The organism is Pseudomonas nitroreducens NBRC 12694, from assembly GCF_002091755.1.
Taxonomy (GTDB): Bacteria; Pseudomonadota; Gammaproteobacteria; order Pseudomonadales; family Pseudomonadaceae; genus Pseudomonas; species Pseudomonas nitroreducens.
This window is the reverse complement of record NZ_BDAI01000019.1, coordinates 12,519-29,179: the sequence shown is the minus strand read 5'-3', so window position 1 is coordinate 29,179 and position 16,661 is coordinate 12,519. Positions and strand designations below refer to the sequence as shown.

14 protein-coding genes are annotated in these 16,661 nt (G+C 66.7%); 8 read left to right on the top strand and 6 right to left on the bottom strand.

Annotated elements, in window-relative coordinates; genetic code table 11:
* Positions 1-3 precede the first annotated feature (3 nt).
* Positions 4-633 carry a TetR/AcrR family transcriptional regulator gene (locus tag PNI01S_RS26735; RefSeq protein ID WP_084359752.1) on the bottom strand — a complete coding sequence of 210 codons (630 nt, stop codon included), beginning with the start codon at positions 631-633 and terminating at the stop codon, positions 4-6.
* Positions 634-728: 95 nt separating this feature from the next.
* Between PNI01S_RS26735 and PNI01S_RS26730 the strand changes: the two genes are divergently transcribed.
* The gene (locus PNI01S_RS26730; RefSeq protein ID WP_037012220.1) at positions 729-1,394 is read left to right on the top strand and encodes an O-methyltransferase; all 666 of its coding nucleotides are present in this window, start codon (positions 729-731) and stop codon (positions 1,392-1,394) included.
* An 11-nt stretch (positions 1,395-1,405) separates the two neighbouring features.
* On the opposite strand, the gene PNI01S_RS26725 is transcribed toward PNI01S_RS26730, so the two are convergent.
* The gene (locus tag PNI01S_RS26725; RefSeq protein WP_084359751.1) at positions 1,406-2,329 is read right to left on the bottom strand and encodes a LysR family transcriptional regulator; all 924 of its coding nucleotides are present in this window, start codon (positions 2,327-2,329) and stop codon (positions 1,406-1,408) included.
* Between the two features lie 163 nt (positions 2,330-2,492).
* Here PNI01S_RS26725 and PNI01S_RS26720 point away from each other — a divergent pair, with 163 nt between their 5' ends.
* Complete coding sequence (locus PNI01S_RS26720; RefSeq protein ID WP_037012222.1) at positions 2,493-2,888, top strand: RidA family protein; 396 nt, start codon at positions 2,493-2,495, stop codon at positions 2,886-2,888.
* Between the two features lie 84 nt (positions 2,889-2,972).
* Entirely contained in the window at positions 2,973-3,473 is a 501-nt protein-coding gene (locus PNI01S_RS26715; protein WP_065084116.1) for a GNAT family N-acetyltransferase, read from the top strand.
* Between the two features lie 4 nt (positions 3,474-3,477).
* On the opposite strand, the gene PNI01S_RS26710 is transcribed toward PNI01S_RS26715, so the two are convergent.
* Complete coding sequence (locus PNI01S_RS26710) at positions 3,478-3,897, bottom strand: hypothetical protein (RefSeq protein WP_024765580.1); 420 nt, start codon at positions 3,895-3,897, stop codon at positions 3,478-3,480.
* Positions 3,898-4,099: 202 nt separating this feature from the next.
* Here PNI01S_RS26710 and PNI01S_RS26705 point away from each other — a divergent pair, with 202 nt between their 5' ends.
* Positions 4,100-4,489, top strand: coding sequence for a hypothetical protein (locus PNI01S_RS26705; protein ID WP_235376348.1), 390 nt, complete (start codon positions 4,100-4,102; stop codon positions 4,487-4,489).
* Positions 4,490-4,939: 450 nt separating this feature from the next.
* Positions 4,940-6,634: an amidase gene (locus PNI01S_RS26700; protein WP_084359750.1), complete on the top strand. Its 1,695-nt coding sequence runs from the start codon at positions 4,940-4,942 to the stop codon at positions 6,632-6,634.
* A 150-nt stretch (positions 6,635-6,784) separates the two neighbouring features.
* Here PNI01S_RS26700 and souR read toward each other — a convergent pair whose 3' ends face one another.
* Complete coding sequence (gene souR / locus PNI01S_RS26695) at positions 6,785-7,798, bottom strand: GlxA family transcriptional regulator (RefSeq protein ID WP_089285853.1); 1,014 nt, start codon at positions 7,796-7,798, stop codon at positions 6,785-6,787.
* Positions 7,799-8,059: 261 nt separating this feature from the next.
* Here souR and PNI01S_RS26690 point away from each other — a divergent pair, with 261 nt between their 5' ends.
* On the top strand, positions 8,060-8,719 hold the full coding sequence (locus PNI01S_RS26690; RefSeq protein WP_024765576.1) for a glutathione S-transferase family protein: 660 nt from the start codon (positions 8,060-8,062) through the stop codon (positions 8,717-8,719).
* Between the two features lie 87 nt (positions 8,720-8,806).
* Here PNI01S_RS26690 and PNI01S_RS26685 read toward each other — a convergent pair whose 3' ends face one another.
* Both PNI01S_RS26685 and PNI01S_RS26680 read right to left on the bottom strand, forming a co-directional pair.
* A complete protein-coding gene (locus PNI01S_RS26685; protein ID WP_065084112.1) occupies positions 8,807-10,300 on the bottom strand; it encodes an aldehyde dehydrogenase family protein in 1,494 nt (497 codons plus the stop codon).
* Between the two features lie 173 nt (positions 10,301-10,473).
* Positions 10,474-12,150: an MFS transporter gene (locus PNI01S_RS26680; protein ID WP_065084111.1), complete on the bottom strand. Its 1,677-nt coding sequence runs from the start codon at positions 12,148-12,150 to the stop codon at positions 10,474-10,476.
* Positions 12,151-12,639: 489 nt separating this feature from the next.
* Here PNI01S_RS26680 and ccsA point away from each other — a divergent pair, with 489 nt between their 5' ends.
* Positions 12,640-14,823, top strand: a complete 2,184-nt coding sequence (ccsA, locus tag PNI01S_RS26675; RefSeq protein WP_084359748.1) for a cytochrome c biogenesis protein CcsA — start codon at positions 12,640-12,642, stop codon at positions 14,821-14,823.
* Positions 14,824-15,020: 197 nt separating this feature from the next.
* Positions 15,021-16,592 carry a quinohemoprotein amine dehydrogenase subunit alpha gene (peaA, locus tag PNI01S_RS26670; RefSeq protein ID WP_167632577.1) on the top strand — a complete coding sequence of 524 codons (1,572 nt, stop codon included), beginning with the start codon at positions 15,021-15,023 and terminating at the stop codon, positions 16,590-16,592.
* The last annotated feature ends 69 nt before the right edge of the window (positions 16,593-16,661 follow it).

Below are 16,661 nucleotides of genomic sequence, written 5' to 3'. Positions count from 1 at the left end.
CCTCTACTGCATGAGGCTCTTCAGGTAGGCGCAGAACATATCTGCCAGCGCATCGCTGAAAGCATCGATCTGCTCGGCGCTGCGCGGGCTTTCCGAGAACTGCTTGCCCACTGAGCCGAGCGTCGTGGTGATCAACTCGCAAGCCAGCGTGCGCTGGGTTGCGGGAGCGAGCGGGAGGGCTTCGGCGATGAACGCCTGGAAAATCCCCTCGCCGACGGCCTTGGCTTCGCGGGCCTCCGGCGCATCGCGGTAGAGCGGGGCGGCATCGCTCAGGGCGATGCGCATGCGCGCCTCTTCGCACTCGGAGCGGATGAAGGCATGGACGAGGTTGCGCAGGCGCTGCAATGGCGCCTGCGTTTCGTCCGCCAGCAGGCCGCGCAACATCTCGGTGGTCTGCCGCCATTCGTCGCTCTGCAGGCGGAACAGGATCGCCGCCTTGTTCGGGAAGTACTGGTACAGCGAGCCGACACTGACGCCGGCGCGCTCGGCCACGCGCGCGGTGGTGAAACGCGAGGCGCCTTCCTTCTCCAGAACCTGAACAGCGGCATCCAGAATGGCCGTCACCAGGTCGTTGGAGCGCGCCTGTTTCGGCTCCTTGCGCGTGGAAATACGCGGGCTGCGGCGTTCGGGCATGGGGCTCTCCGGCAATGCGAATAGTGGAACCTGACGAATTCGTCGCATTCTAGTCGGGCGCTTTTTCGCGCTCAATCCCCTATCCGGAGACCACCATGACGACCCTCACTTCTGCCCCCTTGGCACCCCTGCTGCAACGCCTCTTCGAGGAAGCTGATGCGGCCTCTCCCCAGTCCAGCCCGGCCTTCGCCAATCTCGACCAGGCCGCGCTGACGCGCCTGATGCAGAGCAAGACCCAGTATCGGGAGCTCTACGGCCAGCTCAGGGACCAGCCGCTGCCCGTCTCGCGGGAAACCGCTGCGCTGTTGTACATGCTGGCGCGCAGCATCGGCGCCAGGCACATCGTCGAATTCGGCACTTCCTTCGGTATTTCGACGTTGCACCTGGCGGCTGCCTTGCGCGACAACGGCGGCGGCCGGCTGATCACCAGCGAGTTCGAGCCTTCGAAAGTGGCACGCGCCCAGGCCAACCTGGTCGCGGGTGGCGTGGCCGACCTGGTGGAAATCCGCGAGGGCGATGCACTGCAGACGCTGGCCCGCGACCTGCCTGAGAGCATCGACCTGTTGCTGCTCGACGGCGCCAAGGCGCTCTACCCGGAAGTCCTCGCCCTGGTGGAAAACCGCCTGCGGCCCGGTGCGCTGGTCATCGCCGACAACGCCGACTACAGCGCGGAGTACCTGGCGGAGGTCCGCCTGCCGGGCGGGCGCTACCTGTCGATTCCCTTTGCCGATGACGTGGAATTGTCCATGCGCCTGGGTTGAAGCTGCGCTGTCTAGAGTCGGGGCTGGGCCACCGGCGCGTGCCGCGCCATCAGCTCGACGATCCAGTCGATGAACACCCTCAGCTTCGCGCTGACGTGGCGGTTGGGCGGGAAGGCCACGAACAGCGGCATGGTTTCCATCGTCCAGCCGGCGAACAGCTCCACCAGTTCGCCGCGCGCCACGGCCTCGTCGGCCATGTAGCGCGGCAGCCAGAGCACCCCCATGCCGGCGATACCGGCGGCAAGGTAGGCGTTGCCGTCGTCCACGGTCAGCACCGGCCGCCCCTGGACCTGCACGGTCTCTCCCGCCTTGTGCAGCGCGTACGACAACGGCTTGCCGGTGCGCGCCCAGAGGTAACCGACGATGCGCTGCTGGCTGTTCTCCAGGTCACGCGGGTGTTCCGGCATTCCGGCGCGCTGCAGGTAGGAAGGCGCGGCGAAGACCCCCAACTGCAGGTCGCCGACGCGCCGGGCCATCAGCGATTGATCGGTGAGTTCGCCACCGCGCACCACGCAATCCACATTTTCATCGATGAGGTCGACCATGCGGTCGCTGACGCCCAGGTCGATCTGGATGTCCGGGTAGCGCGCGTGGAAGCCCGGCAGCGCGGGGATCAGCAGGATGCGCGCCAGCGGGCTGGGCACGTCCACCCTCAGCCGCCCGCGAGGCAGGGCGGCGGCGCTGGAGAGGCTGGTCTCGGCGTCGTCCATGTCCGCCAGCAGGCGCACCACGCGCTCGTAGTAGGCGGCGCCGTCGGCGGTGAGGTTGAGCTTGCGCGTGGTGCGGTTGATCAGGCGCACGCGCAGGCGCGCCTCCAGCTGCTGGATCAGTTGGGTCACGCTGGTGCGGCTCATGTGCAGGGTGTCGGCGGCCTTGGTGAAGCTGCCGGTTTCCACCACGCGGGCGAAGGCTTGCATCGCATCGAAACGGTCCATGGCGGCTCCGGCTGACCCAGGAAGGAGGGCGTTGAGAGGGGCTGATTGTTTGGATTCTACAAACAATGCTGACCAGTGTTGCCCGATTATCGCTGCCCCCGCGCGCCGTAACCTGCCTCCATCGTTGAACCGGGGCCATCGCGCCCCTCGCTGGAGCAAGCAGATGAGTACACGTGACGTGGTTTTCCCTTCCGGCCGCCAGGCTCTTTATGAACGCAACCGCTATTCCCCGGCGATCCGCAGCAACGGCCTGCTGTTCGTCTCAGGTCAGGTTGGCAGCCGCGAGGACGGTTCGCCCGAGGCCGGGCTGGATGCCCAGGTGCGGCGTGCCTTCGCAAACCTCAACGGGATCCTCGACGCCGCCGGTTGCAGCTTCGATGACGTGATGGACGTGACGATCTTCATGGTCGACCCCCAGGCGAATTTCGAGCGCGCCTGGCAGGTCGCCGCCGACTATTGGGGCGCAGCCCCCTATCCGACGGTGACGGCGGTGGGCGTGACCTGGCTCTACGGCTTCGATTTCGAGATCAAGGTGATCGCGCGCCTGCCACAGGGCTGAAACCGGCCGCAGGGCAGGGCGGCGAGACGGGACGGCCGGGTTTCTTTACCATGCCGTCCTGTTTTGCTCTGCCAGGATTTCCCCATGACCGCTCCGACCTTCCGCACCGCCGTTCCCGCCGACACCGACCGTTGCTTCGCGATCGAAACCACCGCCTACGAGGGCGACGAGGCGGCGACGCACGAGAAGATCGCCACGCGCATCGCGCAATATCCCGAAGGCTTCCTGATCATGGAGCTGGACGGCGAGATCATCGGCTTCATCAACAGTGGCTGCGCGTTCGACGTGGTGATGTCCGACGAGGGCTTCAAGGAACTCATCGGCCATGATCCGGCGGCGCCCAACGTGGTGATCATGTCGGTGGTGATCGACCCGGCGCAGCAGGGCAAAGGCTATGCGTCGCTGCTGATGCGCACCTTCGTCGAACGCATGGCGGGCCTGGGCAAGCGCACCATCCACCTGATGTGCAAGGACCGCCACGTGCCGCTCTACGAGCGCTTCGGCTACCGCTACGTCAAGCCGTCGGCGTCCGACCATGGCGGCATGGCGTGGCACGAGATGGTCATGGAATTGCCAGCCGCCTGAGCCTTCAGCGCTCCGGTCGATCGTTCACCCGGTCGCGGGTGGCGCGCTCGGCCAGCCGGTCGAAGGATTCCGGCAGCAGCGCCGCCTCGCCCTGCTCGTCCAGCAGCTGGCGGAATACCAGGTGGTCCGGGAAGCTGCGGCTGATCAGCGTGAGCAGCTCGGTGCCGCGTTCGGTCAGCTCGAAGTTGTTGCCGGTGCCGCCGTGCTCGCGCGGGCGCTCCTGGATATAGCCGTTGGCGTAGAGATCGCCCTCCAGGTCGCCGGCGACCTTCTTCAGATGATCCGTGCTGCCCTCCACCGGCTCGCCCTGCAGCCGGTGCTGCTCGGCCACTTCCTCGCCGCATTCGCGAGCCTTGTAGGGTTGGTCGGCGCATTCCTGAGCGCGCAGCAGCAAGCGTTCGATCAGGTCCCAGTCGTAGCTCATGGTATGTCCTCCGGGGTTGGAAAGTCGGGGGCTTCCTGATTTGCGACCGGCCAGGGCGGGGAGGGTTCGAACTTCCTGCGCAGCGGCGCGCAACCATCAATGCCGTCGAGCTTCACTATCGATGCAATCGAGTGGTGCGCGGGCCGGGCGCGGCTGACTATCTGCCCCACGAGATCGATGAACCGAGCAAGGGACAGATTCGATGAACACCCAGCGCCCCACCGCCAATCGCCCGGCTGCCCGTATCGCCCTTGGTCCGCTGCTGCTGGCGGTGGCAAGCCTGACCGGCTGCGCGGCGACCTCCGAAAGCCAGCTGAGCTGGGATAGCCTCGGTGGCATGACTGCCCAGGACAGCAGCGCCTACCTCAACTGCGTCGACGGCAGGCTGACTCCCGGCACCGCCACGTTCGTCAGCGACCGCGGCACCACCCGCCAGTTGCTCACCGGCAGCGCCGATCCGCTGCAGGCCAGCGGCATCGTCCAGGTGACCCCCATCGCCGGCGGTAACCATTTCAGCGCCTTCCAGCGCAGCGCCTGGCAGGACAAGGGCGAGTTGCTGGACGCCGCCTACCAGTGCTCGCAGCACGGTTGATGATCTGTAGAGGTTGATACGTCTTCGAGCGGATCGCTCCCCCCCAGCGACCCGCCCAGCGCCGGCAGGCGGCGAGTAGCCTGCGCCAGCGTCTGCCTTCGGGCTTTCGCTGATTCACTCTCCAAGGGTGCTTCCCCCGGCACCCGTATCTCGCCCGTCGAGTCCGCGCTCGGCGGGCGTTTTTTTTAATTTACGCGTGTTGTGTATTCTGATCGGACATGCCAGTGTGTGCGCCCTGGTGGCTGTATTCGCCCTGCCTTGCCCAGGATGCGCATCCGGTTTGTCCGCCGGGCGCTGAACGACGCCGCCGGCCGACGGTAAACTCACTCCCGTCGCGTAACAGAAGTACAAGAGAATCGAGATGAACACGCATTTTCCGACTTGCGCCGTCTGGGTCCTTCGCGACGCAGACCTGTCCCTTCCCACCAACCTTCAGCCGACGGTGAAAGCATGATCGAGGTAACCGAAGTTTCCATTGCGCAGCTGCGTGAAGCCCTCGAGTCGGGCCGCACCACCGCGGTCGAACTGGTCAAGGCCTACCTCGCGCGCATCGATGCCTACGATGGCCCGACCAAGCTCAACGCCGTGGTCGTGCGCAACCCCGAGGCCCTGAAGGAAGCCGAAGCCTCCGACGCCCGCCGCGCCCGTGGCGAAACCCTCGGCCCGCTGGACGGCATTCCGTACACCGCCAAGGACAGCTACCTGGTGAAAGGCTTGACCGCCGCTTCCGGCAGCCCGGCCTTCAAGGACCTGATCGCCTACCGCGACGCCTTCACCGTCGAGCGCCTGCGCGCCGGCGGCGCCATCTGCCTGGGCAAGACCAACATGCCGCCCATGGCCAACGGTGGCATGCAGCGCGGCGTCTACGGCCGTGCTGAAAGCCCGTACAACCGCAAGTTCCTCACCGCGCCCTTCGCCTCCGGCTCCTCCAACGGCGCCGGCACTGCGACTGCCGCGAGCTTCTCGGCCTTTGGCCTGGCGGAAGAAACCTGGTCCAGCGGCCGCGGCCCAGCCTCGAACAACGGCCTGTGCGCCTACACCCCGTCCCGTGGCGTGATCTCGGTGCGTGGCAACTGGCCGCTGACCCCGACCATGGACGTGGTGGTGCCCTACGCCCGCACCATGGCCGACCTGCTGGAAGTGCTCGACGTGGTCGTCGCCGAAGACGCCGACAAGCGTGGCGACCTGTGGCGCCTGCAGCCGTGGGTGCCGATTCCTGCCGTTTCCGAAGTGCGCCCGGCGTCCTACCTGGACCTCGCCGCAGGCCCGGAAGCCCTCAAGGGCAAGCGCCTGGGCGTGCCGCGCATGTTCATCAACAAGGACGAACTGGCCGGCACCAGCGAGAAGCCTGGCATCGGCGGCCCGACCGGCCAGCGCATCAACACCCGCGCCTCGGTCATCGACCTCTGGGAACAGGCCCGCAAGGCCCTGGAAGCCGCCGGCGCCGAAGTCGTCGAAGTGGACTTCCCGCTGGTCTCCAACTGCGAAGGCGACCGTCCCGGCGCGCCGACCGTATTCAACCGCGGCATCGTATCCCCCGAGTTCCTCCACGATGAACTGTGGGAGCTGTCCGGCTGGGGCTTCGACGACTTCCTGCGCGCCAACGGCGACCCCAAGCTGAACAAGCTGGCCGACGTCGATGGTCCGCAGATATTCCCGCACGATCCGGGCACCTTGCCCAACCGCGAGGACGACCTGGTCGCCGGCATGGACGAGTACGTCAACATGGCCAAGCGCGGCCTGAAGACCTGGGACCAGATCGAGACCCTGCCCGACGGCCTGCGTGGCCTGGAAAAGACCCGCAAGCTCGATCTGGAAGACTGGATGGACGGGCTGAGGCTGGACGCCGTGCTGTTCCCCACCGTGGCCGATGTCGGCCCGGCGGACGCCGACGTCAATCCGGAGTCGGCCGACATCGCCTGGAGCAACGGCATCTGGGTGGCCAACGGCAACCTGGCGATCCGTCACCTGGGCGTGCCGACCGTCACCGTGCCCATGGGCGTGATGGCCGACATCGGCATGCCGGTGGGCCTGACCTTCGCCGGTCGCGCCTATGACGACTCGGCGCTGCTGACCTTTGCCGCGGCCTTCGAGGCCACCGGCTCCAAGCGCCTGGTGCCGCCGAGCACGCCGCCGCTGGGCTGATCGGTCGATTGCTTCCAGCAGGATGAAAAACCGCGCCCCAGGGCGCGGTTTTTTATTGCCAGAAGCGCTGGGTGCGACGTTTTCGATGATCTGGTGTGCTAATGGGCCATATTAGCGACCAGGCGCCGGCCCGGTTGGCGAAGCGTGCCTCTACAACCGCTCCCCTGTGCGCACCGCCTTCACGCAACCGAAGCGCGACTCCTTGGACGGCGAGTAGCCGTAGAAGGACGTGTAGCACTTGCTGAAATGGCTGGGCGAGACGAAGCCGCAGGCCAGCCCCACCTCGTACATCGGCAGGCTGGAATGCTGCAGCAGGCGACGGCTTTCGGTAATGCGCAGCTCCAGGTAATAGCGTACCGGCGTGGTGCCCAGTTGGTCCTGGAACAGTCGCTCGATCTGCCGCTTGGAGCGCCCGACGTAGTTCGACAGCTGGTCCTGGCTCAGCGGTTCCTCGATGTTCGCGCTCATCAGGTTGATCGCCTCGCGCAATGGCTCGCTGAGCTTCTCGTGCAGTGCCGGGCGAGTGCGGCGGAAGCGGGACTCCTCGAAGGCCAGGATGTCGACAATGGCATCGACCAGTTCGCGGCCGTGTCGCACATTGATCCACTCCAGTACCAGGTTGAAGGCGCCGGTGGGACTGGCGGCGGTGAGGCGGTCGCGGTCGGCCTGGTAGCTCTCGCTGGTGACATCGCTGTGCCGGGCGATCTCCGCCAGCGCCGCGCGGTTCTCCGGGTGGATGGCGCAACGGTAGCCGTCCAGCAGGCCCGCCTGGCCGAGGAACCAGGCGCCGTTCCACAGGCCGGCGAGGGCGATGCCGCGGTCGGCGGCGATCCGCAGCAGGCGCGTCAGCTCGGGGATCGCGCGCAGCGAGGTGCGCAAGCCACCGCAGACCACCAGCAGGTCGAGCTCGGCGAGTTGCGCCGAGGTCAGCGTCGTGCCGGGGCAGATCACCAGGCCCAGGTCGCTGGTGACCGACTCGCCGTCGAGGCTGAAGGTCTGGGTGGCGAAGGTCTGTGCGCGGATGAGGTTGGCGGTGACCAGAGTATCCAGAGCCTGGGTGAAGGCCGGCAGGGAGAAGTGCTCCAGCAGCAGGAAGCCTACCCGCGCGAGACGGCCGGGCTCCCGGGACTCTCCGTCGAGATAGCGCAGGTTGCGCCTCTGCATGGCCCCACTGAACTGGCGGCGTTCGACCAATTGGCGGTTCTCCTGTGGGCAAGCGTCAACCGTGAACGGCCCGATGGCCGTGGGCGGGCTGGGAATGGGGGGCGCCGTGAGGCTCAAGCTAAGGCAGTGGCTGAGCTGTGAGTTACTCGACATCGTCGTGGGCATCGCCAAAAACGACATGGCCGGTCGGCGGGGCCGTCGGTCGCTCTCCGACATTCCGGGCTAGGCTCAAGGATTTGGTCCACCCCAGGTAATTCCGCCATGTCCCTTGTCCTTTTCGGCCATCTCTTTTCCTCCTACACGCAGAAGGTGCTGATCGCGCTGTACGAGAACGCCACGCCCTTCGAGTTCCGCGGCCTGGGCCCGGATGAGCCGGACAACGGTGCGCACTGGCTGCGCCTGTGGCCGCTGGCGAAGTTCCCGGTGCTGCTCGACGGTGAGCACAGCGTCGCCGAGACCAGCATCATCATCGAGTACCTCCACTTGCAGCATCCCGGCCCGGTGCGGCTGTTGCCGGACGATCCGCTGAAGGCGCTGGACGTGCGCTTCCTCGACCGCTTCTTCGACTGGCACGTGATGACCCCGGTGCAGCACGCCGTGCTGGGGGCCATGAGCGGCGAGGCGAGCAAGCGCGCCGAAGGCCTGGCCCACGCGGTGAGCAAGCTCGAACTGGCCTATGCCTGGCTGGAAGAGGAACTGGCCGGGCGCGCCTGGGCGGCGGGCGACAGCTTCAGCCTTGCCGACTGTGCCGCGGCTCCTTCGCTGTTCTACGCCGACTGGACCCACCCCATCGGCGACCGCTACCCGACCCTGCGCGCCTACCGTTCGCGCCTGCTGGCGCGCCCGTCCTTCGCCCGCGCGGTAGAGGATGCGCGACCTCTGCGGACACTGTTCCCGCTGGGAGCGCCGGATCGCGATTGAGCGCAAAAAAATCCCCCGTGCGCTGCCGCGTCCGGGGGATGCAAGACCCGCACAGAGGATGCGCGGATGAGGTAGACGAGTGGAGAGTTACAGGCGAATCAGCACCGACTTCAGCTCGGTGTAGTGCTCGATGGCGGCGGCGCCCATTTCGCGGCCGAGGCCGGACATCTTGTAGCCACCGAAGGGCAACGCCGGGTCCAGAGCGCTGTGGCAGTTGACCCACACCGAGCCGGACTTGATGCGCGGCACCATGCGGTGCACCGCCGCCAGGTCGTTGGACCAGACGCTCGCGCCGAGGCCGTAGGGGCTGTCGTTGGCCAGGCGCAGGGCATCCTCGATGTCGTCGAAGGGCAGGGCGACCAGCACCGGGCCGAAGATCTCTTCCTGCACCAGCGGGTTCTTCTGGTCGACGTCGACGATCACCGTCGGCTTGACGAAGTAGCCGGGGCCGAACTGCTCGCCGCCGCAGGCGATGGTGGCGCCCTTGTCGCGGCCCAGTTCGATGTAGTCGAACACGCGTTTCTGCTGCTTGGCGGAGATCAGCGGGCCCATGTCGATGCTCGGGTCGAGCCCGTTGCCCAGCTTCATGCCGTTGGCGATGCCGGCGATGTCGGCCACCACGTTGTCGAAGTGCTTGCGCTGCACATACAGGCGCGATCCGGCGCAGCAGACCTGGCCCTGGTTGAAGAAGATCGCCTGGGCGGCGCCGGCTGCGGCGGTGGCCAGGTCGGCGTCGGCCATGACGATGGTCGGCGACTTGCCGCCCAGCTCCAGGGTCACGCGGGTCATGTTGTCCATGGCCGCCTTGCCGATCTGCTTGCCCACCGGCGTGGAGCCGGTAAAGGTCAGCTTGTCCACCAGCGGGTGGTGGGAGAGGGCGGCGCCCGCGGTGATGCCGGTGCCGGTGACGACGTTGAACACGCCGGCCGGGTAGCCCGCTTCGAGGACGAGTTCGGCAAGTTTCAGCGCGGACAGCGGCGTCTCGTCGGCGGGCTTGAGCACCACCGAGCAGCCGGTGGCCAGCGCCGGGCCGAGCTTCCAGCAGGCCAGCAGCAGCGGGAAGTTCCAGGCGACGATGGCGCCGACCACGCCGACGGCTTCGCGGCGGATGTAGCCGTGGAAGTCGCCGTCGGGCATCAGCGGCATGGACACATCCACCGTGCTGCCTTCGATCTTGGTGGCGTAGCCGGCCATGTAGCGCAGGAAGTCGATGGCCAGTTGCACGTCCATCACGCGGGCGACGGCGGCGCTCTTGCCATTGTTCAGGCACTCGAGTTCGGCCAGCAGGTCGGCGTCGCGTTCCATGAGGCCTGCGAGCTTCCACAGCAGGTTCTGCCGCTCACGCGGGCGGGTGCGGCTCCAGGCGGAGTCATCGAAGGCCTGGCGTGCGGCGCGCACGGCGCGGTCGACATCGTCGACGGTGCCGGCCGGCACCTGGCAGAGCACTTCGCCGGTGGCCGGATTGCGCAGGTCCATCAGGGCGCCGTCGCTGGCGGAGGTCCAGTCGGCACCGATGAGCATCTTCGGCGCGCGCTGCAGGAAGGCGCGGGATTCGGGCTTGATGGGCAGGGAAGCGAGCATTGCGGTGGCCTCTTGTTGTCTGTTCCAGGAACGTTGAGGCGGGATATCGCAACGGCTGTGCCAAGGCTGAAAATTGAAGGCAACTTTATGAATTAAAAGGATTTTATTTTTATGGAGGAAAAGAAAAAGGAAAGCCGCTGTCGCATTGTGCGACAGCGGCTGAGACGTCGGGCTCAGGTGCGGGTGATATCCCGGTCCTTGGTCTCCGGCAGGAACAGAATGCCCAGCACCGCCGTCATCACGGCAATGACGATGGGGTACCAGAGCCCGTAGTAGATGTCCCCGGTGGCCGCCACCATGGCGAAGGCGACGGTGGGCAGGAAGCCGCCGAACCAGCCGTTGCCGATGTGGTAGGGCAGCGACATGGAGGTGTAGCGGATGCGCGTCGGGAACAGCTCTACCAGCCACGCGGCGATTGGGCCGTAGACCATGGTCACGTAGATCACCAGGACGGTCAGCAGCACCAGCATCATCAGGTGGTTGATCTTCGCCGGGTCGGCCTTCTCGGGGTAGCCGGCTTCCTTCAGCGAGGCGGCCAGTTGCGCGGTGAAGACTTCGGACTGCACCTTGAACTCTGCCGCCGGCATGCCGGCGCCTTCGAAGCTGGCGATGACCTTGTCGCCGATGTGCACCTGGGCGACGGCGCCCGTTTCGGCCTTGAGGTTTTCGTAGGGGATCGCGCGCTTGGCCAGCAGGCTTTTGGCCATGTCGCAGGAACTGACGAATTTGGCCTTGCCCACCGGGTCGAACTGGAAGGCACAGGCGCTCGGGTCGGCGACCACCGTCACCGGGTTCTTCTCCTGGGCGGCGAACACGTCCGGGTTACCGAACTGGGTCAGCCCGTGGAAGATCGGGAAGTAGGTCAGCGCCGCGAGGATGCAGCCGGTCATGATGATCTTCTTGCGGCCGATGCGATCGGACAGGCTGCCGAAGAACACGAAGAACGGTGTGCCCAGCAGTAGGGAGCCGGCGATCAGCAGGTTGGCGGTCTGCGGGTCGATCTTCAGTGTCTGCAGCAGGAAGAACAGCGCGTAGAACTGCCCGGTGTACCAGACCACGGCCTGGCCGGCGGTGCCGCCGAGCAGCGACATGATCACTACCTTGAGGTTCTCCCAGCGGCCGAAGGACTCGGTCAGCGGCGCCTTGGAGGCCTTGCCTTCTTCCTTCATCTTCATGAACACCGGCGACTCGGCGAGTTGCAGGCGGATGTACACCGAGATGATCAGCAGCAGGATCGACAGCAGGAACGGAATCCGCCAGCCCCAGGCTTCGAACGCCTCGGTGCCGAGCACGGTGCGGCAGGCCATGATCACCAGCAGCGAGAGGAACAGGCCGAGGGTCGCGGTGGTCTGGATCCACGAGGTGAAGAAGCCCCGCTTGCCCTTGGGCGCGTGCTCGGCGACGTAGGTCGCTGCGCCGCCGTACTCGCCGCCCAGCGCCAGGCCCTGCAGCAGGCGCAGGGTGATGAGGATGATCGGCGCAGCGACGCCGATGGTGGAGTAGGCCGGTAGCAGGCCGACTACGGCGGTGGACACGCCCATGATGACGATGGTGATGAGGAAGGTGTGCTTGCGCCCGATCATGTCGCCCAGGCGGCCGAACACGATGGCGCCGAAGGGCCGCACCGCGAAGCCGGCGGCGAAGGCCAGCAGGGCGAAGATGAAGGCGGTGGTTTCGTTGACCCCGGCGAAGAAGTGCTTGGCGATGATCGCCGCCAGGGAGCCATAGAGGTAGAAGTCGTACCACTCGAAAACGGTGCCCAGGGAGGAGGCAAAGATGACCTTGCGCTCCTCCTTCGTCACTCCGGTGGAAGGCGCGTTGCCCGCGGACGGGCTGTATGTCTGTGCCATGTTCGTCTCCGTCTTGTTGTTGTGTTGGGCCGGAGTCCCTCAATACCGTTACCGCACTCGAGCCCAGGGCTGATGTCAGGTCGTACGGATTGCGCGAAGCTTGAATACAGGCAGCCCTGCGGCACGTCGCAAGGTCAATGAGAAGCATAATCGGCCTGCCGCGGATATCCACTGGCCATCACCGGAAAAGCCCCGGCTGGCGCGGATTGGCACCTGTTCTGGACAAGCGGTGGGAAGTGACGCGTCTGGCTGGCGCCTTTCTCGGGAGCGGTATTCGATGATGGCTTTCTGCTGTTAGACCATCGTCTATAACGGGTGGAGCTGTCTCAGGCTGCTACAGCTGTCGCGATCTGCCACGCCGCATTGCCCATCGCGTGAGCGCAGCCTGCTGTTTCACAAGGATTTTCCCCCCTGGCACGCAACGTGAAGAGCGCTGGGTTTCGCCAAGCGCCGCGTCGGCGCTGCACAAGGAGGCCTGGCTTGAAGAGGATGCATCTGTCGTTGCCGTGGATGGCGGGGCCGCCGGCCGCCGCGTTGACCTGCCTTTTGCTGTGGTTGCTGCCCGGCGTGGGCAACGCTTTGCTCTGGGCGCTGGCGGGTCTGATTGCCCTGGGCGCCATCCGCCATGAATGGCGAGGGCCGGCTTGGCCGATTGCCGTCGGTGCGCTCTGCGGCGCCTGCCTGGCGCTGGCGTTGCACCTGGTGGCCGACCACTTTCAGCTGCGTTATGCGTGGCTCTACAGCAGCGCGGGGCTGCCGGCCTACCTGAAGTTTTCCAATCTCTGGGGTGGCGACGAAGGCACGGTGCTGCTGCTGGCGACCTTCTGCATGGCGATCGCCCTGAAAAGCGCCGCGCTGCCCGGTTGGGCGGGGCGCGGCATGGCGCTGATCGCTGCCTGGTATGTCGCCACCGCCGCCTGGCTCGGGCCGTTCAGTGCGACACCGGGGGATTGGCTGGCGGCGCAGCCGAGCCAGGGCATGAACGCGCACCTGCAGACGTTCTGGATGTCGTTGCACGCGCCGCTGATTCTCTGCGCCTATGCCTGGGTGCTGGCGCCCGCCGGGGCCGCGCTCGAAGCGCTGGGGCGAGGCGGGCACGCCTATGCCTGGGTGATGCCGCGCTATAGCCGTCGCGCCTGGCTGATCCTCAGCGCGGGCATTGGCGTCGGCATGGCCTGGGCCATGGAAGATTTCACCTACGGCCAGCTGTGGCACTGGGACCCGGTGCAGACCTCGGCCTTCATCATCTGGGCGCTGCTTGGCGCGGTGTTGCACGGCGCCCGTCGCTGGCGCGCTGACGGCGCCTACGCACGTCTGCTGCCGGTGCTCAGCCTGCTGGCGGCGGCCATGGCCTGCGGCGCCATGGCGGTGACCCGCAGCACGGTGCTGGCCAGCTCGCACCGCTACATCGGCACCACGTCCTGGCTCAGCCACCTGGCATTGGCGGCGATCCTGCTGGCCCTGGCGGCGTTCCACCTGCTGGCCGGATGGCGATCCCGCAAGCGGGCAGGGCGGCGGCGCGGAGCCTCGGACTGGACGCTCGACGTGGCCATCTACCTGTTCGCCGGCGCCGGCCTGCTGGCCCTGGGCGCGCTGCTCCAGGCGCACCTCTACGAATGGCTGGGGATGGAGCGGCCGAGCGAGCTGAAACCCTTCTTCGAAACCCTGACCGCCTGGGCCACCACCGCCGAGATGGACAGCCTGCGTCGCGCCTTCGACCAGTGGGACGTCAACGGCTACAGCCTGGCGCACTGGGTGGTGCCGCTGCTGGCGGCCCTCGGCCTGATGGGCGGCTACAGCTTCCTGCGTCGATGTGGACGACCGCGGCCGGCGCTGCTGGCAACCGCCCTGATGGCCGCCCTGATGCTCTGGACCGGCTGGCGCGGCGGTTGGCTGAGCGGCGGCTACAACGGCGACGGCATGCTTTCGCAGAATATCGTGCGGGTGCTGCCCTGGCTGGACGCGGCGCTGCTGGGGGGCGCCTTCCTGATGGGCAGTTGCCTGCTGTGGGGCGTGCAGAGCCTGTGGCGCAGCCGACGTCTGGGCAACCTGCGCTACAGCGGCGGGCTGGCGCTGGTGCACGGCGGCGCGGTGATTGCGCTGGTGGGTGGGCTGGCCGCCACGGCGCTGAACAGCTACCAGCAGATCAGCATCCCCCCGGGCACGTCCTTCGAGCAGTGGCACGCGGTGATCGGCGGCATGCAGATGCGCGTCTCGCCGGATTCCAGCCGCCCGGATTTCTCCGGTTACCACGCGGTGGCCAAGGTCGAGTTGCGCGACGGCGAGCACACATTGGCCGGCCACGCGCTGTTCCAGGACAGCCGCGGCAACCCGCCGGCCTACCAGGGGCCGGTCCGCCAACTCTGTGAAATCCTCGACTACCACTACGCGCGCTTCGCCTCGGACCGCGGCTACGTGCTGCATCCCTTCATCGTTCGCGGCTGGAGGGGCGATCTGCAGATATGGGTGCCAGCCTCGGCGCGTCTGCTCAACCAGCCCGGCGACGACATTGAGAGCGTGGTGGTGGTGCGCCGCTTTCCGTTCCTCTCGCTGGTCTGGATCGGCCTGCTCACCATGCTGTTCGGCGCCCTGATGCTGCCGGCGGGCGGCACTTTGCGCAGGCAGGACCATACTGCTTCGCAGGGTGTCTCACAGGCCCTGTCTCAGAGTTAGACAGCAATCGCGAAATGTGACGTCGCAACCCCGCTGCCACCCGCCGGGCGTGCCGGCAAGTGCCGCCGGAAGCCTGAGTAGGCGGGGTTTGCAAAGGAGTGGCACACAACCTGCTAAACCGCTTTCAAGAGCTCGCTCTTAGCCCATCGGTGGGCGCCAATAACCAACAAGAATACCGAGGAGGCCTGACCTTGAAGATGACACGACTTCGGCACTATCTGGGTGCCGGAACCCTGGCCGCACTGGCCCTTGCGCTGCACCAGACGGCCCAGGCCGCACCCGAGGGTCAGGCGATCATCAACGCCAAGTGCCAGGCGTGCCACACGCCCGAAGGCAACAACTCCCTCAGCCGTATCAGTCATCAGCGGAAGACCCCCGAGGGCTGGCTGATGAGCATCGGCCGCATGCAGGTGATGTACGGCCTGAAGATCACCGACGAGGAGCGTCGTGCGGTGGTCAAGTTCCTCGCCGACAAGCAGGGCCTGGCGCCCAGCGAGACCGAAGGCGTGCGCTACGCCCTCGAGCGCCGGCTTAACACCGTCGAGACATTCGATACCAACTTCGAGCAGATGTGCGCCCGTTGCCACTCGGGCGCGCGCATCGCCCTGCAGCGCCGCCCGGCGGCGGAGTGGGAGAAGCTGGTGAACTTCCACCTCGGCCGCTGGCCGTCGCTGGAATACCAGGCCCTGGCCCGTGACCGTGACTGGTTCGACCTGGCGAAGAAGGAGATGGTCCCGGAGCTGGCCAAACGCTTCCCGCTGGAAGACAAGGCCTGGAGCGACTGGCAGAAGAACCGGCCCAAGGCCGAGACACTGGCTGGCGAATGGAGCTTCGCCGGGCACATGCCGGGCAAGGGCGATGTCGCCGGCAGCATGAAAGTCGCAAAGGACGGCGACGACGCCTTCAAGGTCAGCGTGACCGGCAAGTATGCCGACGGTTCGCCGTTCGATGGCGAGGGCAGCGCTGTGCTCTACAACGGCTACGAATGGCGCGGCGCGGTGAAGGTCGGTGACGTCACCATGCGCCAGGTGTTCGCCGCCCTGAACGGCCAGATGCAGGGCCGCATGTTCGACAAGGCCCACGACGAGCGCGGCCTGGACTTCGTCGCCGCACAGAACGGCACCAGCCGCGTCCTGGGCGTGCAGCCGGCGTACCTGAGGGCGGGCGCCGAGACCGAAGTCAGCGTCATCGGCAGCGGCCTGAAAGGCAAGCCGTCGTTCGGCCCGGGCGTCGAGGTGGTGTCGGTGGTTTCCGCGACGCCCGAGCGCGTGACCGTGAAGGTCAAGGCCGCCGACTCCGCTGCCGTCGGCGAGCGCGATGTCGCCGTGGGCAGCGCCAAGGGCGGCAGCCTCGCGGTGTACAAGGACATCGCCGAAGTGAAGGTGGTGCCGGAGTTCTCCATCTCCCGCATCGGCGGCAATGGCGGCTCCACGCCCAAGGTCCAGGGCAGCTTCGACGCCGAGGCCTGGGGCAAGGGTGCCGACGGCAAACCGTTCCGCATCGGCGTGTTCCCCGCGCAGTGGTCGGTGGAGCCGTTCGACGACCGCGCCAAGGAAGACCAGGACGTGAAGTACGCCGGGGTGATGGACGCCGACAGCGGCATCTTCACACCGGGCGACGCCGGCCCGAACCCGGCGCGCAAGATGATGACCAACAACGCCGGCAACCTGAAGGTGATTGCCGCGGTGGACGACGCTGGCCAGTCGCACAAGGGCGAAGGGCACATGATCGTCACCGTGCAGCGTTGGAACAACCCGCCGATTCCGTGATGCGGGATCGGATGAACTGAACCCCTGAACCCCGTCTTCGGACGGGGATTGGCAAGCAAGTTCCGGGAG